This window comes from Marinobacter sp. DUT-3 (assembly GCF_050379435.1).
Classification (GTDB): domain Bacteria; phylum Pseudomonadota; class Gammaproteobacteria; order Pseudomonadales; family Oleiphilaceae; genus Marinobacter.
This window is the reverse complement of record NZ_JBNRMG010000001.1, coordinates 575023-599969: the sequence shown is the minus strand read 5'-3', so window position 1 is coordinate 599969 and position 24947 is coordinate 575023. Positions and strand designations below refer to the sequence as shown.

Genomic DNA, 24947 nt, shown 5'->3' with positions numbered 1-24947 from the left:
TTTTATTATTGTTCTTTACGCTTACCGCTTCACCAGTCGATAGCGAACCAGGTCCAGCAACCACACCAGTAGCATCACCAGCGCGGCAATACCCAGGTTCAGCATTGCCCTGCCCGAGGCATCCGCATCACCAAGGATCAGCTCGTATCCGCCATACAGCCACGCCGGTACCCACCAACCCGCCACATCGGCGGATTCCACAGGGGTCAGCAACAGCACCACGAGAGCGGCCTGCAGCAAGGTGCGCAGGCCATACAGCGGCAGCATCCGGAACAGCCGGGACACCATGTAAAAGAAAACCACAAAGGAAACGGCGTAGAGCGCCCAGAAAATGCCGTATGCGAGTTGAGCTTCAGTATCGATCATTACAGGATCCAGTGAATTATGTGTTCTTCCCAGTCTTCTTCCGGCACGCCACCTTCTGAGATCACGCGATGGCGAACCGAGACTCCAGCCTCATGAACGGTTTGCGGATCACCCGACCGTAGCGGGTGCCAGTCCGCCAACGGGCGGTTTTCCGCCAGTGTCCGGTAGGCACAGGTAAACGGTAGCCAATGATAATCCGCAAGCGCGTCAGGTGTTAGTACGGTGCAGGCCGGAACTTTCTCCAGCCGCTGAGGATAGACCGTACAGCGGCAGGTATCCGTGTCCATGTACCGACAGACCAGATCGGTGTAGTACACGTCTCCGGTGTCTTCGTCTTCCAGTTTGGCCAGGCAGCATTTGCCACAGCCATCGCACAGGGACTCCCATTCAGCAGGCGTCATCTCGTCCAGACGTTTACGCTGCCAGAAGGGAATCTCTGCAATCATGACTGCCGTTGCTCCGGCTTTTTGCGGAAATCCACCACGTAGCCGTCGTTTTCCTCGGGCATCTGCAGGTAGAAGTCCTTGTCCGCGATAGCATTCAGCACCTGACTGCCATCGGTGCGGGCCAGCTTCCTGTCCGGCGTCATCACCAGATCCATGGCGTGAACCGGCGCTCCGAAAATACCGCGCAGGCTCTCTGGCAGGTCATCCCATATCTGGCCCCGACGCACATAAAGGTAGGTGTCCGCCTTTTTGCTGCTGCGAAACACCGAAACAAACTGTTTATCCGTCATGATGTCAATAATTCCTCAAGCTGTTCACGAACCGGTGCAATAATCTGGCTGCGCCAGCCACTGGTAAATAGTCCGGCCGACAGATCACGCTGGTGAACCACGGCCTCAAGTCGTTTACGGGGCGCCAACAGTTCCACGGGCACATCCGCCGCCTCCGCCGCCTTCACAATGAGTCGTTTGAGCTGTTTGTAGAAGGCTTGCTCCTCACGGGTCAACGGCGCTGCAATCAGCGGCAGGTCCGTTGCATCGGCCTCACGCCCTTCGGCAATCAACTGCAGTATTTTATCACCGTAACGGCGGGTCACCGGCTGGGGCAGCCCCTGGATGTTGGACAGAGCCCGCAGGGAATCCGGCAGGCGTTCGGCAATGGCAATCAGCAACGGATCCGCGACCACGCGGCCCCGGGGCCGATCACGGTGACGGGATTCTTCTTCACGCCAACAGACCAGCTTCTGCAGGACCGCCTGCTGCTGGGGGGTTAACGTCCAGCCACCGCGCAGTTTGAGGTAGTGGTTCTGTGGATCATCCTGCCCGGATAACTCAGCGGCAAAGCGGGCGGACTCATCATACAGGGCCTGCTCGAGGTTTCGCTCCCGGAGATTCGCCACGACCCAGTCGTACATCGGCGCCAGGAACCGGATATCGTCCAGCGCATAACGCTCCTGGGCCGCACTCAGGGGGCGGGACACCCAGTCCGATCGGGTGGCAGATTTATCCAGGGTCTCGCCGAACAGGGTCTCCACCAGGCGGGCATACCCCATGGAAAAGCCAGCACCGGCAAGTGCTGCCCCAATCTGCAAGTCCACGACACCGGCGGGTTCAAGTCGCAGCCAGTGACGGAACAATTCCAGATCCTCGCTCATGGCATACAACAGCTTCGGGGAATCGGCGTCCGCCAGGATTCGCCTGAACTCTCCGGACTGCTCGGCAACGCCGGGATCCACCAGGCAATACTCACCGCCCAGACCAAGCTGGACCAGCCCGGGAATCGGAAAAAAGGTGTTAACCCGTTCAAACTCGGTGTCCAGCGCCAGGAACTCGCCCTCGCCACCGGCGAGCCAGCGGTCGAGATCCTCCGGCTCGCGTATCCAGTGAATAGTGGCAGGCGCAGCGGGTGCCGTTGCGACTGGAGTCGTGAAAGCCATAGAAAAGTGCCCGATCAGTCTTTAGTCAGCCAGGGGCTTGCGCCCTCGGAATGCGTGAGTCAGGGTGAATCCGTCGACATACCCGAGCTCTCCGCCCACGGGAATGCCATGGGCCAGCCGGGTAATCAGAACGTCTTTACCGTCCAGACGGTCGGCAATGTAGTGGGCCGTGGCCTCACCCTCTACGGTAGGGTTGGTTGCCAGGATCAATTCCTTGACGCCCTCGGCCTTGATGCGCTGTAACAGCCGCTCAATACCAATTTCTTCCGGACCGACACCGTCAATCGGCGACAGGTGCCCCATGAGTACGAAGTAGCTGCCACGGTAATCGCCTGCCTGCTCGATGGCCAGGAGATCGGAGGGGCTTTCCACCACGCACAGGGTACCGGTAAGACGAGCGGGATTCTCGCAGATGCCACAGACAGGAGTATCGGAGAAATTCTGGCAGCTATCGCAACGGCGAACGCCGGACATGGCAGTGTTCAGGGCCTCTGACAGCCGGAAACCGCCGGAACGTCCCCGTTCCAGCAGGTGAAATGCCATGCGCTGGGCGGTCTTCTGCCCGACCCCGGGAAGACACCGGAGCGACTCCACCAGTTCATCGACCAGCGGGCTAAACGCCATGCAACATCCTCATGTAAGTTATAAACAAAAATCTTTAACCCAATGGATTAAAAGGGCATTTTAAACCCGGGAGGCATGCCCATTCCGGACATCATGCCGGACATTTTATCTTTCTGGTTGGCCTCGACACGACGCACGGCATCGTTGACGGCCGCCGCTAGCAGATCTTCGAGAATCTCCTTTTCCTCGCTCATCAGGGACGGGTCAATCTCCACCTTGCGAACGTCGTGGCGCCCATTCATGATGACTTTGACCAACCCGGCTCCAGACTCACCAGTGACCTCTTCCTTGGCAATCTCTTCCTGGGCCTTCTGCATTTCTTCCTGCATTTTCTGGGCTTTTTTCATCATGTCGCCCATGCCATTCATCATCTGTTCATCTCCTTCAACGGGAACCTTGTAAAGGCCGGATACTCTCTTCGACTACCCTGCCCTCGAATCGTTCAACGATGGACTTCACCAACGGGTCGCTCCGGATCGCGGATTCCGCAGCCTGTTGACGGGCCAGGCGCTGTCGCTCCTCCCAGGCCGCCGGTGTCTTGCCGCCGGTTTCACCCTGCTCTATACGCAGGTTGATGGTGTCGCCGAAGCGATTTCTCAAGGCAGCGAGAATCTTTTCCTCATGCCGGGCGTTCAAAAGACGGGCGTGCCCCTCTTCCATCGTTAACAGGATGGTGTCTCCGTCACGAGTGAACGCGGTGTGGCTGGCCAGGTTACCTGGCATGCCGACGATGCCAAGGCTGCGAAAGTCCCTCTCCCAGACAAATTCACCGGAAAGCTCCTGTTCCGGCTCCTGTATCGGTTCAGGCGCAGGCTCGGGCTCAGGAACGGGTTCGGGTTCTCGTGCCGCAGGCGCGGACTCCTCGCCCGGCGCGGCCTCGGACAGATACTCCGGTACTGGGCCGGGATCGAATTCCGGCTCCGGCTCGGGAACCGGCTCAGGCGACGGAGCGGACTCCCCGCTGGCTTGCGGCTCTGGCTGTGGTTCCGGCACGGGCTCCGGTGTTTCGGCTACGGGCTCCTGTACCGGCCCGGCGGGCTCTGGTTGAGCGGCCGCCGGCGCTGGTTGAGATGCGACAGGCGCTGGTTGAGATGCGACAGGCGCTGGTTGCCCCCCTGCGGGCGCAGGGTCAGGCTCGTCGCGGGATTCCGCTGAACCGGACTGACTGCCTGAATTGAACGCAGGGGGCTCCCGGCGATCGGTACCGGGACGGAAGGCCAGCATTCGCAGCAGGGTCATTTCAAACCCCATCCGGGCATCCGGTGTCACCGCCAGATCCTTACGCCCCATCAACGCAGCCTGATAGAACAGCTGGGCATCTTCCGCACTGAGTTGTCGCGCCAGCGTCTGCACCTGGGCCGCATCGCCAAGGGCATTATCCACACTGCCCGGCACCACCTGCTCCATGGTGACGCGGTGAAACAGGGATAACAGGTCTGCCAGGATCACGCTGTAATCCGGCGCGAAGTCCGAAATACGGTGTATCTCTGAAAGCAGCGATGGCCCGTCGTTGCCCACCAGGGCATTGACCAGCTTCTCGATATCCCGCTGGTCAATCGTGCCCAGCATGTTGCTGACATCACTGGCGGCCAGTTTCTGGTTACCAAAGGCGATGGCCTGGTCCGTAAGGCTGAGGCCATCACGCATACTGCCATCCGCCGCACGGGCCAGTAACCACAGCGCCGGCTCTTCGAATGGAATCTGCTCTTCGGTCAGGACATGCTTCAGGTGGCCAGCGATGTGCTCCGGCGTCATGCGTTTCAGGTTGAACTGCAGGCAGCGGGACAACACCGTGACCGGCAATTTCTGGGGGTCGGTCGTGGCCAGCAGGAACTTCACATGCTCTGGCGGCTCTTCCAGCGTCTTGAGGAACGCGTTGAAAGACTGGTTGGTGAGCATGTGCACCTCATCGATCAGGTACACCTTGAAACGGCCACGGGTGGGCGCGTACTGGACGTTGTCCGTCAGCTCCCGCATGTCATCCACCCCGGTACGGGATGCCGCATCGATCTCGATCAGGTCAACAAACCGGCCTTCCTGGATTTCCTGGCAACTGGTGCATTCACCACAGGGCCTCGGCGTGACGCCGGTTTCACAATTCAGGCACCGGGCCAACAGACGGCCAATCGTGGTTTTACCCACGCCACGGGTACCGGTGAAGAGATAAGCATGGTGAAGACGTTGATTTTCCAGGGCGTGAATCAATGCCTGAAGCACGTGCTCCTGACCAACCATGTCCTCAAATGTACGGGGGCGCCATTTACGGGCAAGTACCTGGTAGCTCATGTTTCGCCAACTGCAGTGAAAATGGCCTTAACCTTAGCACGGACATGAACTGATAAGAAGCCGCCGGGCTATCGGTTTGGACTGGAAAAAGCGTCGATTTCAGCGGGATAAGACAGAAAGAAAGGTAAAATCTGGGGGTGACTCCACCAGCGACACTCCGGCACACAATTCCACCGCTGCGGCTGCTCCCTTCCGGGCCTGACCGGGTTCACGGTTTCATGTTGCGGAGGCACCAATGGAGCCACCATAACGGCGTTTCAGGACATTTCCCTGAAAGCGGCGCGCATAGTAACAAAAGGGTTGGCGGACTACAACGACTTATAACGGCAGTGGCACTTCGTCCTGACGGAACCAGCACGCAAGGCTGTATCGGGCGCGGTTTGCCGGCAGAACCTCGTGGGGAATCTCTTCGCTCAGGAACAGCACCATGCGCCCCATCTCCGGCAGCACCATGCCACACGACTCATCCTGACTGTCACGATTGAACAGCTGTAATGCTCCGCCATCCCCGGCCTGCCACTGCTCATTGAAATAGAGCACCAGACTGACGATGCGCGAAGCACGACCAGCAAAGCTGTCGAGGTGTTTGCGGTAAAAATCTCCGGACTGATAGGTCGCGTAGTGAGCCTCGAACCGCTTGAGCCCCAGGAACAGCCGCCGATTCAGGCCTTCCTGTATCTGCGCCAGGCAGTCAAACAATGCCTGCTGCGGCGGAGTGATGCCCTGCAGCCAGGCAATCCTGTCGCGTCTCACTGAGCGGTCACGGGTCAGGTCAGCGCCCCGGCCGATGCCCGCTTTTTTCATGGCGTCCGTTACATCAAGTATCCGGACCTCTTCCCTCAGGGCGCTCAGTAATGCATCACCCAGACGATCACGAACATCCACACTGACCCAGCCGGACTCGGTCAACTCCATTGCCAGGTCGTCCAGCCATTGCTCGGTGACGCCATCGTACCCACTGCCAACAGAGGACGCTTCCGGTGGGGCCACGCCCTCGCCGGCAACGGCGTCAAATTCGCAACTGCTATCCGTGATCAGCGCATTCCTGATCGGACTAACAACCGGGTGATCCATGGTTCTGCTCCTCTGCAAGCCCGGTATTTTATGCCGGATTCTCGCGGCAACGTCAGTTTTAATTTACTCTGTTGGTAAGCAAATACACCTAATCCCTGAGCAACACCCCAGGGACAGACACATCACGTAACAAGAGGCACTGAGTGACAACACAACCCGGGCACTGGTCGTTTACCCGCTGGACTACCATCGGGCAACTGGAAGCCATCGACGTTCATCATCCATTGTTCCGCGCTCAACTATTCCTCCAGGGAGCTCACCTCACCCACTTTGCCACACACGACAAACCGGACTGGCTCTGGCTCAGCGACACCGCGCGCTTTGAAACCGGCCGGGCGATTCGGGGTGGCGTGCCCATCTGCTGGCCCTGGTTCGGAGTGCCGGGGAAAAATCCGCCAGAAGTCCGCAAACGCATCCACGCCACCGATTCCCATGGCTTTGCCCGTACAGCCCTCTGGAAGCTGGAGGATGTTCAGGAATCCGCCCACGAAGTTGAAATCAGCCTGTCACTGGCGGCCAATGAAGATTTTTCCGACCTGTGGACGGGGCACGCACTGGCGCTGGTGACCTTCAACTTTTCAGTCAAGGGCTGCCAGATTGCGCTGACGACGACCAATCTCGGTAGCGAGCCCATGGCCTTCACGCAGGCACTGCATACCTATTTGCCCACGGCCGACATCCACCAAACCCATGTTGAAGGGCTTGACGGCTGCGACTATGTAGACACGCTGCAGAACTGGAGCTACCACTTGCAAAAAGGGGCGCTGTCGTTTCAGGGCGAAACCGACAGGATATACGAGTCCGGCGCCCCCCTGGTTGTTGCCACACCCGCCAGCCGCCGTTCACTGACCGCCATCGGCAGCGACTCCACGGTTGTGTGGAATCCCGGTCCGGAGAAAGCGCAGGCACTTTCGGACTTTCCTGACACTGGCTGGAAATCCATGCTGTGTGTCGAAACCGCCAATGCACTCAGCGATTACCGGGTGTTGAATGAGGGGCAAAGTCATACCCTCGGCGTAATGATTGGACGAGTTTAATCTATCAGGGAGCCTCAATGAGCCTGGCATCAATTCTCAAATCCAAACTGGTTCCTGCGGAGCTGAGCGAACAGATCAATCGCATCCGCAAGCCGATCGGCAGCCTCGGTTACGACCCCTGGGGATACAATAACGAAGCCATCAAGTATGGCTTTTCGCTGACCAGGCAGATCTACGAGAAATATTTCCGGGTTCAGGCCAGTGGTGTGGAAAAGATCCCCTCCGAGGGGCCCGTGCTGATCATTGCCAATCACAGCGGTCAGCTACCGATTGACGGTCTGCTCATTGGTTACGCCCTCGCCTCCCGCGAGGTGAATCCCAGGATTCCCCGGGCGATGATCGAACGCTTCTTCCCTACCGTGCCCTACCTGGGCAACCTGCTGAACGAAATGGGGGCGGTGCTGGGTGATCCGGTCAATTGCGCCAAGATGCTGGCCAACGATGAGGCAGTCATTGTGTTCCCGGAAGGCGTGCGGGGATCCGGCAAACTCTACCAGGATCGCTATCAACTCAAACGGTTCGGCAACGGCTTTATGCACCTTGCCATGAAATACAAGGCCCCTATCGTTCCTGTTGGCGTGGTTGGATGCGAGGAAACCATTCCCGCCATCGCCAATATCAAGCCGCTGGCGAAGGCATTGGGCATACCCTACGCGCCCGTCGCATTGCCGGTTGTATTGCCGGCGAAGGTTCACCTCAATGTGGGCGACCCCATGTATTTCGATGACCTGGAAATCCCCGAGGAGAAAGTGACCGATCGGGTTGAGCAGGTGAAGGCGGAGATCAGCAAGCTGATTGACAAGGGTCTGAGCGAAAGGAAAAGGCTGTTCTGATGAGCGAGCAACAGAGACCACGCATACTCGTGACCGGCGCCGCAGGGGCCCTGGCACAACAGGTGATTGACCGGCTCCGTGAAGACTGTGACCTGGTAGCGGTGGATTTCCGCGAGCAGGTCTATCTGGGTGACGACATCCCCAGTTACTGCATCGACTTCAACAAGCGGGTGTTCGAAGACCTGTTCAGACGCTACCGGTTTGACGGCGTCATTCACCTGGGCCGGATCATGTCCAGCCAGCTGACCCGGATGCGCCGATACAACGCCAATGTCCTCGGCACCCAGAAGTTACTGGACCTCAGCCACAAATACGGCATCAAACGGGTGGTGGTGCTCTCCACCTTCCACGTATACGGCGCAGTGGCGTACAACCCCGCGCTGATTGACGAAGAAGCCCCGTTAAAAGGCGTGGGCCTGAGCGCAGACCTGGTGGACTCCGTAGAGCTTGAGAACCTTGCCAACATCTACCTCTGGCGCTACCCGGAACTGAACATCACCATTCTGCGCCCCTGTAACATTGTTGGGCCCGGGGTGAGGAACTCCATCAGCACCCTGCTTGCCAGCGAACGGGCGCCCGTGCTTGCCGGGTTTTCCCCGATGATGCAGTTCATCCACATTGATGACATGGCGGACGCCATTGTTCTGACCTATAACAAGCCCCAGCGGGGTGTCTTCAACGTAGCGCCGGAAGACTGGGTTGCCTATCAACATGCGCTGAAACTGTGTGGCTGCAATCGCCTGCCGATTCCCTCCATACCGCCAGCGCTGCCAAAGCTGATTCTGAAAACACTCAGTATGAGAAGTTTCCCGTCGTATTTGATGCACTTTTTCAAGTATCCTGTCGTCATTGACGGCAGAGCTTTTGCCAGGGAATTTGGATTCAGCCCCCGACGACCGCTGAAGGAAATCTTCCGATTCTATCGGGAGAACAAAAAACCGGTGTGACGGCATAACACCGCCTGAAGGCGGATGCCGTCAGGGATTTGGGGGCATAACAACGCAGGATGCGAGGCATGTTAAGTAATTTCAGTCTTATCAGCCACTCTACGGCAGCCATCTCGTTTGGCCTGCTTGGGTTGCTTATTGCCTCCCATTACCTTCGCCGTGACATCGACAGAGTTCTGCTGCTGGCATCTGTCGTGTCAGTGATCTGGGCAGGTGCCCTGGTTGCCCAGAACCTCTGGGGTCAACCTTCATTCTTCATCCGTTATTTGCTGGAACTGCTTCGGGATGCCGCCTGGATTACCCTGCTGTTTGCCCTCCTCCGGAACTCCTTCCGGGCCACGGCCATTGTAGGACGGCTTCGCCGGATGCTGGCCATTGCCACCATCTCACTGATCGTCTTCCTGCTGGTATTCGGAGCACTGGAATATACCTTTGGCCTGGACCTCCTGGACGGCAAGACCAAGGTTGTCGGCCAGATTGTGCTGTCGTTGATGGGGCTCTCGCTGGTTGAGCAGATCTGGCGAAACTCCGTATCGTTTGGCCGATCAAGCATGAAGTACATCTGCATCGCCGTCGCCACGATGTTTGTCTTCGATTTTTTCATGTACGCCGACGCCCTGTTGTTCGGCCAGGTTTCCGAGTCGTTCTGGAACGCCCGGGGACTGGTCAACGCGGCCCTTGTGCCCCTGTTCGCCATCAATACCATTAACACCCGCAAACAACCGGTGGAATTTCAGCTTTCCCGCTCTGCGGTCTTCCACGCAGGCACCTTTATGTTTGCCGGCGCCTACCTGCTTTTCCTGGCCGTTGGCGGCTACTACGTCCGGGCCCTGGGCGGTGCCTGGGGCGAGGCATTGCAGGTATTGTTCTTCACCATTGCCCTCGCATTCCTGGTAACGCTGCTGACATCCCGACGGATACGTTCAAGACTGATGGTGTTTATCAGCCAGAATTTCTTCGACTACAAATACGACTATCGCGAAGAGTGGCTGAAAATGACCCGGGAGCTTGCGAACCTGAGCGATGACCCGCCCTTACCCGAGAGGGTTGTACGTATCCTGACGGGTCTAGTGGAAAGCAACGCGGGGGCTATCTGGTTGCGGGACGAACAAGGCGCCTACGCGCTCAAAACCGCCGTCAATCTCACTACCCCCAAGTTCACCACCATTGAGGGAGATGGGGAGATTGCCCGCTTCTTCAGGGAACGTGAATGGATTGTCGACCTTCATGAATACCGTGAAGACCCCATTCGTTACAACCTGCTTGAAATCCCGGATGCCATCACCCGCATTCCGGATGGCTGGCTGATCATTCCGCTGTACCTGGGGAATGACCTTTATGGTATCGCCCTGGTTGGCAACCCCTATGCCCCCGTGGAACTGAACTGGGAAAACTTTGATCTGATCAAGGTGGTTGCCCGCCAGTCCTGTAACCTGCTGGCCCAGGCAGATGCCCAGAATCGCCTCTCCCGGGCCATGCAGTTCGAGGCCGTCAGCAAAGCCTCGGCTTTCATGGTTCATGACCTCAAGACTCTGATCGCCCAATTGTCGCTACTGGTCAAGAACGCACCCCGTCACCGCGAAAATCCCGCTTTTATTGATGATATGGTAAACACCACTGATCATGCTGTGCGTAAAATGGCGAACCTTGTTGACCACATCCGCAAACCCGCCGAAGACACTGAATCAGCCGAAATTCTTGACCTCCGGGATGTGGTCATCCAGCTCGCCGAACATTACAGCCGTAGGCCGCCGGCCCCACGCATTATCGGCAACCCCTCGCCCAGCCCAATCAAGGCGGATCGCGAACAACTGTGCAGTGTACTCGGGCATCTCATCCAGAATGCCCAGGACGCGACACCACCGGAAGGCGAGGTAACACTGACCCTGAAAATAGCCACGGACAATGTCGTCCTGTTTATCCAGGATACCGGCGCCGGAATGACGGAAGAGTTCATACGCTCCCAGCTCTTCAAGCCCTTCGAGAGTACCAAAGGGTTGACCGGCATGGGGATCGGTGCGTATCAGGCCAGGGAGTATCTGCGGAAAGTAGGGGGCAATATTGACGTTACCAGTGAGCCTGGCGTCGGATCCTGCTTCTCTGTTCGCTTCCCGCTGACTGCGCCCAATCAACGCAAAACAGAAAATGAAATGGATGGGCCAGCTGAACAGCGGCCCAGGCAAGGACAGAACGCCAATTAATTGCCGCTTTTAAAATTTAAATCACCCAGACATTGCAAAGCGTCAACATTCAGTTAAGAATTGTTACAGGGATGAGTTGATCAATATTGCATCAATATAGTTACAGGGCAAAAAAGGGATTTAGGGCTGTTGTGAGTAAACGACTGTTAATTGTAGAGGATGACCCCGGCCTTCAAAGCCAAATGCGCTGGTGTTTCAGTGACGACCTGGAAGTCGCCATGGCGACAGATCGTGAATCCGCTCTGACAGCGCTCAGACGCATCGAACCAGACGTTATCACCCTCGATCTGGGCTTGCCGCCGGACGCTGGCGGAGCATCCGAGGGGTTCAGCCTGCTGGAAGATATTCTACGCCTGTCGCCACAAAGCAAGATCATTGTCGTGACGGGGCGCGAAGACAAGGAAAATGCCGTCAAAGCCATCGGCATGGGCGCCTGCGACTTTTATCAAAAGCCGCTTGATGCGGATATCCTTACGTTTGTTGTCAATCGCGCCTTCAGAATTGCCGAACTGGAAAAAGAAAACCGGGAACTGTCCGAGCACCGCAACGGCACCAGCATCAAAGGGATTGTGGCCACCAGCCCACAGATGCTGGCTATCTGCAGAACCCTGGAGAAAGTCGCCCCTACTGACGTCACCACGCTGATCACCGGGGAAACCGGTACCGGCAAGGAATTGCTGGCCCGTGCGCTCCACGACCTGAGCCACAGACACACCAAGACATTCGCCGCCATCAACTGCGCCGCCATCCCCGAAAACCTTCTGGAAAGCGAACTGTTCGGCTTCGAGAAGGGGTCATTCACCGGCGCCACCCAAAGCAAGAAAGGCAAAATCGAAAACGCCAACGGCGGAACCCTTTTCCTGGATGAAATCGGAGACATGCCGATGGCGTTACAGGCCAAGCTGTTGAGATTCCTGCAGGAACGTGTTGTCGACCGGGTAGGTTCGGTCAAGCCGGTTCCCGTAGACGTACGGGTTGTCTGCGCTACCCACCGGGACGTCCGGACGCTCATTGATCAGGGCGAATTTCGTGAAGACCTCTATTACCGGATCAGCGAAATCACTCTGGATGTGCCCCCGTTGAGGGAACGTGAGGGGGATGCCCTGGTGATTGCCCAGTCACTTCTGAGATCTCTCGGCAAACATATGGACCGCCCCAACCTCACCTTCACCGAGGATGCCATTAACGCAATCACCACGTACCAATGGCCCGGGAACGTCCGAGAAATGATCAACAAGGTGAAACGGGCCACCATTATGGCGGATGGAAAACGAGTCACCGCCCTCGACCTGGAGCTGGAACAGAGTGCCGACAGCAGGGACAACCTGCTCAATCTCCGGCAGGTCCGGGAGACCGCTGAGCGCCAGGCGATCATTCAGGCACTGCAGAGTTGCGGGTTTAATATGGCCCAGGCATCCAGACTACTGGGAGTCACCCGACCTACGCTGTATAACCTTACGGACAAATACCGTATTGAAACGTCACATGCGGCCTCAGGGGCCTGACAAACGGACAGGGACATCAGAACAAGCACCTGACAGGAAAAGGAACAGGGCCATGAAAGCAGTTGTTACAGCACGCGCCATCCTGCTATCGGCTGCCGTTGCGATCGGAATGGCCGGTTGCGGCAGCGATAATGAAATGAGCCAGGAAGAGATCCAGTACCTGAGCCACCTGGATCAGTCCCGTTTTTTTCAGCGCCAGGGCGAGCTCAAGGCCAGTACTCTGGAAGCCCGCAGCGCTATCGACCTGCAGCCAGACGAGCCGGCCCCCTACTTCATCATTATCAACAACCTGCTGAAAGCCGGTGATGCCATCAACGCTGAACGCCAGCTCAACCGACTGATGGATGACATTCCGGAAGAGACGCTGGACAGCGGAACCAGAAACCGGGCCCAACTGATCCGCGCGGAAGCCAATCTGATGCAGGGCCACTTTGACAAAGCCCTGGCCAATCTGGCGGAGGTCTCCACGGAGGATCGGGCCCTGGAAAGCGAAGCCGGTCTCCTGAAAGGCCGGATCCTGTTGGCTGCAGACCGTCTGGACGAAGCAAAGTTGGCTTATGAACAGGCACTTTCTATCACCAACGACTCCGCCCTGCCCTTTGTCGGTCTGTCCCGGGTGGCCCATGCCGCAGGAGATCGGGAAGCCGTCCAAAGCTATATCGCACAAGCGGAACAGGTGAATGGCGAGAACGCGGAGCTCTGGCTCTGGAAAGCGCAGCTCGCCCATGAGGCGGAGGAATGGACGACGGCAGAAGAAGCCTACATTCGCGCCCTTGAGGATATCGGTCAGTACGACATCATGACGTTCCGCAAGTACGAAACCATATCCGCCCTGGTCCGTGTCCTGAGAGCCCAGGGAAAGTCATCAGAAGCCTTTGTGTACGAGGAAATACTCGCAAAATCCGGCCCCGGCACGATCAAAAGCAACATAGCCGCTGCCAGGGAAGCCTTTAAGGACGGCGATCTGGATTCCGCCGCCAACTACCTCGAAGAGGTATTAACCCATGCTCCGAACCACGAGCAAAGCACCTTGATGCTGGGCATGATTCGCTTCCGCCAGGGCCAGGTTCAGGAAGCAGAGCGACTGCTTCGGCCCATCGCCGAAATGGGAGACTCTGAAGCCGCCAGCAAACTGCTTGCCGCCGCACGGATTCAAATGCAGGATCCGGAGGAAGCCCGGGCCATTCTCGAAACCCTGTCCGACAAGGACACCGACCCGGAAACGCTTGCCCTCGTTGGCATCGCATCCCTGTCATCCGGCGATCTGGAGGCCGGTGAACCACTGATCGAGGAGGCCTTGTCACTGGCCCCGGACAACCACGCGCTCAGGCTTCGCTACGCAGGCTACCTGATTCAGCGGGGAGAGTTTGAAAAGGCCATTGCTCAGGCAGCGCAGGTGCCAGCGGATTCAGATCTGCACGCCCAGGCCCTGATGGTAACCATCGAAGCACACCTGTCATCCGGTAACAACGCTGATGCGATCGCCGTGGCGGATGCCTGGATTAAAAACAAACCCGACAGCACGGCCGCTATTATAGCCCGGGGCAACCTGGCAGCGCGGACCGGCAGCCCCGACCAGGCCAGAGGCTACTTCCAGCAAGCCTCGGAAAAGTCGCCGGACCTGGCCGCACCACACATCGCCCTTGGCAACCTTGCCAGAAGTCAGCAGGATCTTGCGCAGGCACAGACTCATTTCCGTCAGGCTGTGGCCCTGGCTCCGGACAATCGACAGGCGTTACAGGGGCTCGCGGGCGTCATGGAGCCCGCGGAAATACGAACCTACATGCGGGATCTTCTGGAGCAACAGCCGGATGCGACCGGACCAAAACTGATCCTGCTTGAGGCAGCCCTTATTGAAGGAGACAACCGGGAAGCCGACAAGCTCTCCGCCGCCCTGCTGGAACGAACCGAGGAAAACACCCCTGCGCGGGCCGAGCCCCTGGTGGCCGGCATTTACAATTCGGTAGCCTCCCGTTTACGCCAGGATGATAAGAACGAACAGGCGGCAACGGTACTGGAACGCGGCCGGGTACTGTTTCCAGAGTCTGCGGACATAACACTTCAGGCCGCAGCCGTGGCCTTTTCCGAAGGTAACCCGAAGCAGGCCAGGGAACTGCTCCAGGAAGCGAAGAAATCGCACCCACTATCCGCTGCGCCCTACACAGTGGAAGCGCGGTACTTCGAGCAGCAGGGACAGTTCGATCAGGCCGCGGAGCTTTACCAACTGGCCCTGGAAAAATCGCCTTCGGCGGACCTTCACCACGCCTACGCCCGCTCCCTGCAGCAGTCCGGCCGCAAACAGGAGGCCATGGGGGCTCTGGACACTGCCCTCGCCTCCTACCCGAACAGCACGCAGTTACTGCTCAGCCAAGCCATGCTGCACCAGTCTGACGGTGACCCCGAGAAAGCCAGGCAGGGCTACGAAACACTGCTGAAATCAGCCCCGGATAACGCCCTGGTGCTCAACAACCTGGCCTGGCTCTACCATCAACAGGGCGATGCCAGGGCGATGGACCTGGCGCGCAAGGCCTATGAAAAAAGCCCGGACAACGCATCGGTAGCGGATACCTACGGCTGGATCATGTTCAAGGCCGGCAACCACAAGGACAGCCTGCCCGTTCTGGAAAAAGCCTACCAGTTGCAACCGGATTCCGAGGAAATTGCCATGCATCTGGCCGAAGCCTACAGAGCTTCCGGCAGGGCAGATGAAGCTCGCGAAATCCTCGAGAAATTCGGCGGGCAGGGGTAACCCCTGCCCGCCCTTTCCAAGGGCTGCCCTCCGGTCAACATTCGGATTCGATATAACCCATAGCCCCAAAGTCCAAAACAATCCAAGCATCCGCTGGCGGCACTTCCTCACTGAAACAATACTTAACATGTTGCATCATTGACCAGGAAGGCGGGTGACGTATGTCTGTTTGCAAAGTACTGGGAGTAGGAAGTGCAGTCATTCTGATCAGCGGTTGTCAAAGCTGGCAGTTTCGAGGCATTGAGGATCTCCCGCCAACGGCTGCGCTACCCGAGGACAGCGAACCTGGCAAGGTGGAAGTCCGGTATTTTGACGGCATCAGTGGCTCGAGCGTTGACGACCTTATCAGCCAGGAGAAATACCCCGACAACCCTGACGAAGTCGTTGAACTCACCAGCCTCCAGGTACCCGGCGGACGAACCGACAATTACGGATCGCTGGTACGGGGTTTTATAGAACCTCCCCAGGATGGGGATTATCGTTTCTTCGTTGCAGGGGATGATGAGACCCAGTTATGGCTAAGCACTTCCGACAATCCCGCTGATGTATCACTGGCCGCTTCCGTTACCGGCTATTCCAATCCTGGCTATTACCAGAAATACTCCTCGCAAACCTCCGCCTACAAAACTCTATCCGCTGGAAAACAGTATTATTTTGAGATCCGGCATAAAGAAGGCGGCGGCGGCGACCACTTTGACGTCGCCTGGGAAGGCCCGGGGATCAGCCAGCAAATTATTGACAGCGCCTACCTGCACTCCTGGGCCGAACCGGTCTATGGTGACGATGTGAGCTCTGGTGAAGCTTACTCCCTGGGCTATCGGGTGGGCTTCCTTGACGGCTCTGAAGGCCTGGCATTCAACCCAGACTATCCCCCACTCGATGCGGACAAGGACGGCATCTATGACAACTGGGAAGTAGTCTATGGGCTTGATCCATCCAACCCCGACGACGCTGCTTCCGATCCTGACGGAGACCTGCTCTCCGCAGCCGATGAATTCCTGATTGGCACCGCCGAAAACAACCCGGATACAGACGGTGACGGCATTCCCGACGGCAGCGAGTATGCCTATGGCCTGGATCCGCTTGACGCCTCGGATGCCGAGGAGGATCTGGATAACGATGGTTACACCAATCTTGAGGAGTATCAGGCGGGGACAGCGTTGAATGACCACGAAGACATGCCGGTCGAGGAAGAGGAGCCAGAGCCACAATTCATTGCAGGCTTTACGGGCCAGTACTTTGAAGGCACATCGTTTGACCGGCTGGTTCTGACCCAGGTCAACGAATCCGTCGACTTCAACTGGGGTCGCGGCAGCCCCACACCGGACATGCCCAGCGACCAGTTCAGCGTGCGTTGGAGCGGTACCTTTACTGCGCCCCATAGTAGTGGCAGCAATAACTACGAGTTTACCGTCAGAACCAACGATGGGGTCCGCCTATACGCCAACGGTGAACTGGTGATTGATGACTGGACACAGCATGCTCCGACCTCCTTCAGTTATGAGCGTTCACTGGAAGCTGGCGAGCCATTAAATCTGACCATTGAGTACTTCGAAGATGTAGGCAGCGCTGTGGCTCAATACTCCGCGAGGAACATGACCACAAACGAGAACCTATCGACCGCGTCGACCGTTACCACACCAGACTATACCTCTCTCAATAGCCAGGACACCGATGGTGACGGTATTCCCGATACCTGGGAGCTACGGCATGGTTTGAACGCCTGGGTGCCGGATGCCGATGGCGTCAATAACAATGACGGTATCAGCAACCTGCAAGCGTACGACAGTGGCCTGGATCCCTACACGCTGGAAACCGTGGAGACAGACAGCGACGGAACCACTGGCGAAGAACCGGAAACCACCGAGCCAGAACCCACCGATCCAGGAACCACAGACAGCTCCGTTACCCTGTCTTGGACGGCTCCGTCCACACGAATGGATGGCAGTTCGATCGACCTCAGCGAGATCGATTACTACATCATCAACTATGGGCAGAGCGAATCGGACCTGAGTCGTGAGCAGAATGTTGGTGGTGATCTGATGTCCTACACATTCGACGGCCTGGCATCAGGTACCTGGTACTTCACCATCCGGGTGGTCGATACCAACGGCCTTACCAGCGCACCATCCAGTCCAGTGTCGGCAGAGGTGCAATAAGGTGATGAGGAGCAAGTCCGATGTTCAGCGTCGTGACTTGCTCCCATACAACTCATCGAGATGTGCCTGCGCCTTTTCCCGGATATCCGGGAACAGTGAATTGAGTTCGCCCACGGCGTCACAGCTGTCACAGGTTAAGGCCAATACAACCAGAGACGCATCGTTGCGAGCGTTCAGGGCTCCTGTTAATTGCGCCAGCTTTGCCTGCAGTTCGTTACTTTCCCAGCGCCCCTCAACGTAATACCCATAGGCCAGGTGAACTCTGGTTTCGCTTTGCCGGTATTTCAGCGTTACCCCACCCAGCGTCAGCCCCGGTCCGGCATTAACATCAAAGGTCTGTTCCGGAATCAGTTGGCTGGTGTCGTACAACCGATTCCCGTAGTGCACCAGTTCTGCCCCCGGCCTCTGTACTTCATAGGTGTATATCCCGGTCAGGATCTCGATCGGGCCTGTGGTGTCTGGCACGGGCTCATTGCGGCTCATATAGACATCGACCTGGGACTGATCCGGGCGCTCCATGACAGGAACCCATCCTTGCAGCTCATTCCTGAACAGAGGCAGCCATTCTGAGCGACTGACCAGTGATGCCGGTTGAACCCTTGAGCCAGAGAGCCCGTGGGTGCCCTGCCCGTTAATCGTTGCCCAGGAAGCGAACGAGAACAGTGCCAGGGGAACAACCCCAAGCATCAGTAACCTGCCTACAGGAAAGCCGCCTCTGCCCGACGCAGGATCGGGAACACGCCTTGCGGTCCCCTCCCCGCTCCTGGCTTCCCGCCTTTCCAGATAACGGGCAAACAGGAACAGCGGAATCAATGTGCCTGCAAACACCCACCACCCGAAATGATCGTGCGCATTGATCAACGAAGATGTCATGTTGGACTCATAGCCCACATAGATAATGACAAAGACCCGAATCCAGTTTGCCAGCAATGACAGCATGACAGCCGCCACAAACAGGTTAATCCGGGCAGTCAGTGAGCGGTAATTCAATTCGCTGTGGATCGCTGCAAGTGTCAGCCCCACCAGCAGATAACGCAGACCCGAGCACCCGTGGGCAATCTCAAAGGCCCCCACACCCGGAAAGTAAACAAACACGCCTTCAACGATAAACTCAATGTCGAGCCAGGACAGCAGGAACTGGTTGACCGCAACCGTTACCAGCTGCAATGGCCAGGACAGGTAATCCCACACCGGGATGGCAAACACCAACACCCCGATAGGCAGGAAAAAAGCCATGGTCTGACGCCAGCCCCACACCAGAAGCAACGTACCAATCAGCATGGGCACCAACGCGATTTGCTGAAGCGCCTCGATCAATAGCAGGCTTCCGATCAGATAGATTGCAGCAGCGGCCAGTAAAGGCCATAACCAGAGCGGATAGAAGTCCGGCACCGGCCGGTTGGCAAGCCATTTCCGGACCGTCAGCACCAGACTGACGATCAGCACCAGAAAGCCATGGGAGTAGGATTCATCAAATTTCAGCCAACGACTTCCCAGTACTTCCAGCGCCGGCCACAAGCCAACCGCCAATAACGCGACCAGGGCTATAGGAATCATCCAGTGCAACGGGGAATTCAGGGACAAACGTTCCATGTCTACAGCGCTCAGCCTTTAAGTAGATACAATCGCTTTAACAACCGGCTGCGAACCACCATTACGGATATCAGGGGTTCTGTGCAGGTCGCCAGTCGCCTCTTATAGTTCTCGTTCTTACCGCCGCCGGCCAGCATATCAAACGTATGCACGGTGGGGTCGTCAAAAGCTTTCTCGACACTATAGCCAAGATGGAGCGTCCCAAGGGCGATTTTCCGGTGAAAAGACTCGTCAAAGCCGGATTGGATATTGTAGGTCACACCCTGGAACATCACGTTATACAACACGGATATCGCTTTGTGATTGCAGGTCAGCACAGATAGTTCCGGTACTCCGCCCTCTTTTTCAATCCGCAAAAGGAATTGCCCGTGAAAGCGAAGGCTGTCGTTATTGAAGCACGGGCGACCCCAGCGATGACCATGGAACTGGTTCAGTAGCGTAAAGAAGTCTCCCCGTTGCGAAGGCCAGAAGTTTTTAAGCTCAATGTGGCCTTCGGCCTGCAACAGCTTCCTCCGGTTATAGAACTTCAGTCGGGTATTCGAGCCCAATGAAGACAGATAGTCGTCAAAACCGCCCGATGTCGAAATGCTGTAAGCGTCATCACTGGCAACGGTCCGGACCAGCCAGCCCCGTTCCCGGGCAACCGCCTTCAGGTCGCGGAAATCCCCGGAGTTCACCCGCATATCGCGAAATACCGCTTCCGACCAGTGGCTCTGGTCGAGATCGTCAAACAGCGAACCCAGTGATCCGGCAGCTCCAAAGCCGTTGTACTCGGTGCGGGGAGTGGAGAGCCGTCTGTAGTTGGTGCCAACAAACTGCAGGCAACGAATCGGGAGAAGTTTCCGCAAACGGTAGCGATCCAGATAAAGCCCGGATCTGCCTCTGCCGCCATCGGACAACAACTGGAAACCGGGGGTATCACCCCAGACCTCCCACCAGCTTTTCTGCCACGCCTCAGTCTGAAACAGGCTCACAAAATGATCGTCCCTGAGTCGGAAGCCCCGCAAGGCCATGTCGAAAAATCTTACAATCCCGTAATAAACCTAGATCTGAACCAACGTTATCACACTGTATTAGAAATTTAATATCTCTCGTGGCATCAAAGATGCTGCCCCCTGAACGATGGCTTCATGGATCTTCAGGAGGCGGGCGACATGATATTTTCCGGATCCCGAGGTGGTCGACTCAACCACTTTTTCGTTGTGCTTTTCTCACTCTTACTGCTTGGATTATCCAGTTCCGCATTCGCGGCACCCAGCCTGCTGATCAGCAAGTCTCCTGACCGAAGTGCAGCAATCGCCCTGAACGGTACTGAAATCAGTGACCTTGCCTATATCTTTGTCGGTCCGTCCACGGGCGTCAACCGGGTGGATTTCTATCTCAACAGCACGCCTCCTGGCACCCCCAGACTCATCGAACGTGTGGCCCCCTTCGATTTTAACGCGACAGAAGCGAACCTCACGGCAAAACCGTTCGACACAACCTCCCTACCCGACGGCCAGCACAGTATTCACGCTACCACATACTATACCAACGGCACGTCTGAGGTACTGTCCGCCACTTTTACAGTCAACAACTCAGTGCCAGTGCTGGAGTTCAGCCAGACGGCTGCGTCATTCACCGCCCAGCAAGGATCCAGCAGCACCCAGTCGCTGTCCGTCAGCCTGTCATCATCAAACGACGGTAACGTCAGCTTTACCCTGTCAGACGACGCCAATTGGCTCAGCCTGTCACCAACCTCCGGCACTACTCCGGCGACCATCACCGTCACAGCGGACCCATCGGGATTGCCGGCAGGAAACCACACAGCAACCGTAGAGGCTTCCGGCACCGGTGTAAGCAAAGCCTATCTACAGGTGTCTTTCGACATTATCGAGCCCGCTGGTAGCGATTACACCCTGATGGTCAGCTCGTCGGCAGACAGGTCGTCCGCATCGCCACTCCAGAACGCCAGTGTCAGCGGCGATATCTTTGTTTTTATACCCACGTCACCCGGTATTTCGAGAGTCAATTTTTATATCGATAACCCGCAGAAGTCGGGATCTCCCAACCAGTCAGAAGGCCTGGCTCCGTACGACATGGCTGGTACAGCACCTAACGACCTGGCGTACCCCTATGACACCCTGGCTCTCGCGGACGGCTCTCATACAGTGACGGCAGTGGTCAGTTTGTCCGATGGCTCCGTTCATGAAGTCACGGACTTCTTCGACGTGGTCAACAACACCAGCCAACTGTCCTTCAGTACAGAATCACTGGCCGGGTCACGGCATGTTGATAACCCGGAACCGGTCACCAGCTCCGTCACCCTCTCCGCGAGTGACAATTCCGGCGCGCCATTCAGCCTGTCAACCGATGCTCCCTGGCTCAGCGCTTCCGGAAACTCCGGTACTACACCTGCAACCATCACGGTGACCGCTGATCCGGCTGGCCTGGCCGAAGGCACCTACACCGGTAAGGTAACCGCCTCGGCAACAGGTTACGAGAACGACGAACTGACCTACACCCTGACAATCACAGCTGGCAGCCAGGGGGTGCTGGTGTCCCCGACATCCCTCACTTTCTCAGGTGAACCCGACACCCCGATCGCCGGCAAGACCCTGGATGTGAGCCATTTCGATGGTGATGCACACGACTTCAACGTCAGCACCAACATGCCGTGGTTATCCGCCCAGCCTTCTACCGGCACCACACCGCAAGCTATCACTGTCAATGTGGACAGTAGCGGCTTGGCATCGGGTAATTACACAGCCATCCTGACTATTACCTCCAGCGGTAGTGATCCTGTTGATGTGCCGGTCGGCTTGACCATTGCCAGTAGCGACAAGTGTGCCCCCGTTGACTGCTCGGATGTACGGGTGAACTTGCCCTATCAACTCGGTTTTACCGAGAGCCAGGGCTACTATATGGATCGGAATGGCTGGGGGACGGGCTTTACATGGTTGGACGCACCCAGTTCGGGCACCGGCTATATCCAGGAAAACCTGGAAATGCATTTCCTGCAGGGCTATCTGGAATACAACACCACTGCTGGTATCAAGTTCGAGGGCAACAACAGCCAGGACAACGCCCTGGCGGTGGGTTTCGCTGCGCCTAACCAGATTACGCGCATCACCACCCAGATCCTCGACGTACCCCAGGGAACCGGAAAATACGAACAGGCCGGTCTGTGGTTTGGTAACGATGAGGACAACTACATTAAACTGGTGGTCCTCTCCGACCCCAAAGGCCCGCGCGTCCACTACCTGCTGGAGGTGGGCGGCACGACTGTCACACAGAAAAATATCTCCGCCTCCGGATTGATCGGTTCAGACATTATTTTCGGGATGACGGTCAACCCATTTGACCGTACGGTGGAACTCAATTACAGCCTGAACGGGGGTTCCACCGTTCAGGTGGACACATTGCTGCCACCGGATGAATTCTTCAGCTTCGATGCCGCCGGTATAGACCCGGAAATCGGCACCCGCAGCTTTGCCGGCATATTCGCAACCCACCGGCACGCCGCGGCATCAATGGTCTATAAGTTTGATGAATTCACCCTTCAGGAAGGCGATGGCCCCCTCGCCCCGGATTCAGGCGTGGACTTCATCCGCAAAGACTACAATGTAGACTTCCCGACCTCTATGGTCTGGGGCCCGGATGGTCGACTGTATGTAACAGAACTGTTCGGCACTATCCACGCGTTAACTTTTGATGCCGATCTGAATGTCACCGACGATCAGGTTATTGAATCGCTGGTCAATAACATCGGGCCGAGACTTACCCTGGGCATTACTGTCTCTCCGGACTCCACGGAAAACGACGTCGAACTCTGGGTCGCACACTCCAGTCCCTCGGTGGACAATGGTGAGCCGAACTCGGGCATGGTCACCAAACTCGGTGGCGCAAACTTCAGCACGGTTCAGCACGTCATTACCGGGCTGCCCCGTGCCATTGCGAATCACTCGATCAATTCCATTCATTTCGGTCCGGATGATAACCGCCTTTACATTGCCATGGGTGGCAACACCGGTGCAGGCGCGCCCAATGAATCCAACTCCGAGTTTGGTCAGATGGAGGAACAACCCCTGAGCGCCGCCATTCTTGTCGCGGATGTCTTCGCAGCCGGGTTTGATGGTACCTGCAACAACACCAGTGACATCTTCGGACCTCCCCCTTGCGATGTCATTCCTTATGCCACGGGTCTTCGCAATAGTTACGACTTTGTCTTCCACAGCAATGGCAATATGTACGCCACCGACAACGGGTTGGGCGTAACTGGCACCTACCCACCGAGCCCGGAACCTGCGTGTTTTGGCTTTGGCGATACCGCCAGTTATCTGGACGGAGGTCACAACCCCGGGGCCCAACCGGACCTTCTGCTGCTGATCAAACAAGGTTCCTATTACGGTCATCCCAACCCCTATCGGGACGAGTGTGTCTTCAAGGACGGCTCCTATCAGGGCGTCACACCATTGCCCAACTATGAGGAGCCGATTTTCAACCTCGGTGAACATAAATCCTCGAATGCCATCATTGAATACGATGGCGGTGAGGGCTGCGTTGGCGACTACCTCAATGGTCAGTTGTTGATCACAAACTACTCCGTGGGTGATGACATCTTCCGGGTTGGCCTCAACGGAACCGGAACCGAAGCCACTGATGGCGCCCCCCTCGCGACGGGCTTTAATGATCCGCTCCCCCTGGCCCGTAACACCACAGGAGACATGTTCATTGGCCAGTTCGGCGGCGGCAAGGTCACCTCGCTGCGCCCGGTTAGCCTGGGTTGCTGGGCATCCAAAGCGCCGGCCCCCATTGCCGTACTAGACGCCACCGGCGCGGCCATAAACGGTAAGGTGTATGCCGTGGGCGGGAAGAACAGTAGTGGTCATCTCAACACCCTGTTGATCTACGATCCGGCCAGCGATACCTGGAGCCAGGGCGCCAATCTCCCGGGGGAAGGCGTTGAGAATCCTGCCGTTGCCGTACTGAATAGCAAACTGTATGTGTTTGGCGGTTCCACTGCGCCCTTCTCCGGCGCTGTTGCCAATGCCGCAGTCTATGATCCGGCCAGCAACAGCTGGACTCAGTTGGCGGATATGCCAACGCCTCGCGGTGGCCCGACTGCCCAGGCAATTGACGGTGTCATCTATGTCATTGGCGGCATGGGTGGCAATGGCGCCTCCCTGGCCACCGTGGAAGTCTACAATCCCGGTAGCAACAGCTGGCAGACCGCTCCCTCACTGACCTATGTGCGGGACAACCCGGGCTCGGCCGTACTCAATGGCCAGATCTACGTATTTGGCGGCAGGCACCGGAATGCGGACGGCAGCACAACCACTGGTGAAATGAAAACCGTGGAAATGTTTGACGCTGCAGCCAACGCCTGGATAGAGAAAGCCCCGATGCCTACCGGCCGGCGCGCCATGAGCGTAGGTACCATCAATGGCAAAGCCCAGGTCGCGGGCGGCGAACTCAATGGAGGCAATACCTCCGGCGTGTTCAATCAGAATGAAGAGTATGATCCGAATACCAATCTCTGGCGCCCCCTGACCAAAGTGCCGACACCGAAGCACGGTGCAGCTGCGGCAACCATCGACGATACGTTCTATATCATGGGTGGCGGTATTACCTCTGGCTCATCCTTCACCAGTTCGATGGAAGCCATGCGCTTCTGATCTCGCTCGCACCCTCCTGTTGAAGGCTGAATCAC

General features: G+C 57.2%; 18 protein-coding genes and 1 other RNA gene. 8 read left to right on the top strand and 11 right to left on the bottom strand.

Annotated features, from left to right (window positions below):
- Positions 1-21 precede the first annotated feature (21 nt).
- The 9 genes from ACQUWM_RS02710 to ACQUWM_RS02670 form a co-directional block, all read right to left on the bottom strand.
- The gene (locus ACQUWM_RS02710) at positions 22-366 is read right to left on the bottom strand and encodes a hypothetical protein (protein WP_428921096.1); all 345 of its coding nucleotides are present in this window, start codon (positions 364-366) and stop codon (positions 22-24) included.
- Complete coding sequence (locus ACQUWM_RS02705; RefSeq protein WP_407000399.1) at positions 366-812, bottom strand: YcgN family cysteine cluster protein; 447 nt, start codon at positions 810-812, stop codon at positions 366-368. The genes ACQUWM_RS02710 and ACQUWM_RS02705 overlap by 1 nt, the downstream gene beginning before the upstream one ends.
- The gene (locus ACQUWM_RS02700; RefSeq protein WP_428921095.1) at positions 809-1102 is read right to left on the bottom strand and encodes a YcgL domain-containing protein; all 294 of its coding nucleotides are present in this window, start codon (positions 1100-1102) and stop codon (positions 809-811) included. Before ACQUWM_RS02700 ends, ACQUWM_RS02705 begins: the two co-directional genes overlap by 4 nt.
- Complete coding sequence (locus ACQUWM_RS02695) at positions 1099-2247, bottom strand: ribonuclease D (protein ID WP_428921094.1); 1149 nt, start codon at positions 2245-2247, stop codon at positions 1099-1101. The genes ACQUWM_RS02700 and ACQUWM_RS02695 overlap by 4 nt, the downstream gene beginning before the upstream one ends.
- A 21-nt stretch (positions 2248-2268) precedes the next feature.
- A complete protein-coding gene (recR, locus tag ACQUWM_RS02690; RefSeq protein ID WP_406985156.1) occupies positions 2269-2871 on the bottom strand; it encodes a recombination mediator RecR in 603 nt (200 codons plus the stop codon).
- A 47-nt stretch (positions 2872-2918) separates the two neighbouring features.
- Positions 2919-3242, bottom strand: a complete 324-nt coding sequence (locus ACQUWM_RS02685; protein ID WP_428921093.1) for a YbaB/EbfC family nucleoid-associated protein — start codon at positions 3240-3242, stop codon at positions 2919-2921.
- Positions 3243-3255: 13 nt separating this feature from the next.
- Positions 3256-5157: a DNA polymerase III subunit gamma/tau gene (dnaX, locus tag ACQUWM_RS02680; RefSeq protein WP_428921092.1), complete on the bottom strand. Its 1902-nt coding sequence runs from the start codon at positions 5155-5157 to the stop codon at positions 3256-3258.
- 141 nt (positions 5158-5298) lie between these two features.
- An RNA gene (gene ffs, locus ACQUWM_RS02675) (signal recognition particle sRNA small type) lies at positions 5299-5395 on the bottom strand.
- An 80-nt stretch (positions 5396-5475) separates the two neighbouring features.
- A complete protein-coding gene (locus ACQUWM_RS02670; RefSeq protein WP_428921091.1) occupies positions 5476-6231 on the bottom strand; it encodes a 2OG-Fe(II) oxygenase in 756 nt (251 codons plus the stop codon).
- Between the two features lie 143 nt (positions 6232-6374).
- Between ACQUWM_RS02670 and ACQUWM_RS02665 the strand changes: the two genes are divergently transcribed.
- From ACQUWM_RS02665 to ACQUWM_RS02635, 7 genes are all read left to right on the top strand, one after another.
- Positions 6375-7268 (top strand): D-hexose-6-phosphate mutarotase, encoded by an 894-nt coding sequence (locus ACQUWM_RS02665; protein ID WP_428921090.1) that lies wholly within the window; start codon positions 6375-6377, stop codon positions 7266-7268.
- A gap of 17 nt (positions 7269-7285) precedes the next feature.
- A complete protein-coding gene (locus ACQUWM_RS02660; protein ID WP_407000390.1) occupies positions 7286-8101 on the top strand; it encodes a lysophospholipid acyltransferase family protein in 816 nt (271 codons plus the stop codon).
- The gene (locus ACQUWM_RS02655; protein ID WP_407000389.1) at positions 8101-9048 is read left to right on the top strand and encodes an SDR family oxidoreductase; all 948 of its coding nucleotides are present in this window, start codon (positions 8101-8103) and stop codon (positions 9046-9048) included. Before ACQUWM_RS02660 ends, ACQUWM_RS02655 begins: the two co-directional genes overlap by 1 nt.
- 68 nt (positions 9049-9116) lie before the next feature.
- Positions 9117-11249, top strand: a complete 2133-nt coding sequence (gene prsK / locus ACQUWM_RS02650) for an XrtA/PEP-CTERM system histidine kinase PrsK (RefSeq protein ID WP_428921089.1) — start codon at positions 9117-9119, stop codon at positions 11247-11249.
- Positions 11250-11380: 131 nt separating this feature from the next.
- Positions 11381-12754, top strand: a complete 1374-nt coding sequence (prsR, locus tag ACQUWM_RS02645) for a PEP-CTERM-box response regulator transcription factor (RefSeq protein ID WP_407000387.1) — start codon at positions 11381-11383, stop codon at positions 12752-12754.
- Positions 12755-12806: 52 nt separating this feature from the next.
- Positions 12807-15503 (top strand): tetratricopeptide repeat protein, encoded by a 2697-nt coding sequence (locus tag ACQUWM_RS02640; protein ID WP_428921088.1) that lies wholly within the window; start codon positions 12807-12809, stop codon positions 15501-15503.
- A gap of 161 nt (positions 15504-15664) precedes the next feature.
- Positions 15665-17662: a PA14 domain-containing protein gene (locus ACQUWM_RS02635; RefSeq protein WP_428921087.1), complete on the top strand. Its 1998-nt coding sequence runs from the start codon at positions 15665-15667 to the stop codon at positions 17660-17662.
- A 24-nt stretch (positions 17663-17686) separates the two neighbouring features.
- Here ACQUWM_RS02635 and xrt read toward each other — a convergent pair whose 3' ends face one another.
- On the bottom strand, positions 17687-19255 hold the full coding sequence (gene xrt / locus ACQUWM_RS02630) for an exosortase (RefSeq protein ID WP_428921086.1): 1569 nt from the start codon (positions 19253-19255) through the stop codon (positions 17687-17689).
- A gap of 11 nt (positions 19256-19266) precedes the next feature.
- A complete protein-coding gene (locus ACQUWM_RS02625) occupies positions 19267-20229 on the bottom strand; it encodes a GNAT family N-acetyltransferase (RefSeq protein ID WP_428921085.1) in 963 nt (320 codons plus the stop codon).
- Between the two features lie 180 nt (positions 20230-20409).
- Between ACQUWM_RS02625 and ACQUWM_RS02620 the strand changes: the two genes are divergently transcribed.
- Positions 20410-24912: a Kelch repeat-containing protein gene (locus ACQUWM_RS02620; protein WP_428921084.1), complete on the top strand. Its 4503-nt coding sequence runs from the start codon at positions 20410-20412 to the stop codon at positions 24910-24912.
- The last annotated feature ends 35 nt before the right edge of the window (positions 24913-24947 follow it).

Bases quoted from the DNA above. Each gene is read 5' to 3' on its own strand.
- ACQUWM_RS02685 (WP_428921093.1), bottom strand. From the start codon at position 3,242: ATGATGAATGGCATGGGCGACATGATGAAAAAAGCCCAGAAAATGCAG.
- ACQUWM_RS02635 (WP_428921087.1), top strand. From the start codon at position 15,665: ATGTCTGTTTGCAAAGTACTGGGAGTAGGAAGTGCAGTCATTCTGATC.
- ACQUWM_RS02695 (WP_428921094.1), bottom strand. From the start codon at position 2,247: ATGGCTTTCACGACTCCAGTCGCAACGGCACCCGCTGCGCCTGCCACT.
- ACQUWM_RS02655 (WP_407000389.1), top strand. From the start codon at position 8,101: ATGAGCGAGCAACAGAGACCACGCATACTCGTGACCGGCGCCGCAGGG.
- ACQUWM_RS02670 (WP_428921091.1), bottom strand. From the start codon at position 6,231: ATGGATCACCCGGTTGTTAGTCCGATCAGGAATGCGCTGATCACGGAT.
- ACQUWM_RS02640 (WP_428921088.1), top strand. From the start codon at position 12,807: ATGAAAGCAGTTGTTACAGCACGCGCCATCCTGCTATCGGCTGCCGTT.
- ACQUWM_RS02700 (WP_428921095.1), bottom strand. From the start codon at position 1,102: ATGACGGATAAACAGTTTGTTTCGGTGTTTCGCAGCAGCAAAAAGGCG.
- ACQUWM_RS02705 (WP_407000399.1), bottom strand. From the start codon at position 812: ATGATTGCAGAGATTCCCTTCTGGCAGCGTAAACGTCTGGACGAGATG.
- ACQUWM_RS02620 (WP_428921084.1), top strand. From the start codon at position 20,410: ATGATATTTTCCGGATCCCGAGGTGGTCGACTCAACCACTTTTTCGTT.
- ACQUWM_RS02660 (WP_407000390.1), top strand. From the start codon at position 7,286: ATGAGCCTGGCATCAATTCTCAAATCCAAACTGGTTCCTGCGGAGCTG.
- recR (WP_406985156.1), bottom strand. From the start codon at position 2,871: ATGGCGTTTAGCCCGCTGGTCGATGAACTGGTGGAGTCGCTCCGGTGT.
- prsK (WP_428921089.1), top strand. From the start codon at position 9,117: ATGTTAAGTAATTTCAGTCTTATCAGCCACTCTACGGCAGCCATCTCG.
- xrt (WP_428921086.1), bottom strand. From the start codon at position 19,255: ATGGAACGTTTGTCCCTGAATTCCCCGTTGCACTGGATGATTCCTATA.
- dnaX (WP_428921092.1), bottom strand. From the start codon at position 5,157: ATGAGCTACCAGGTACTTGCCCGTAAATGGCGCCCCCGTACATTTGAG.
- ACQUWM_RS02710 (WP_428921096.1), bottom strand. From the start codon at position 366: ATGATCGATACTGAAGCTCAACTCGCATACGGCATTTTCTGGGCGCTC.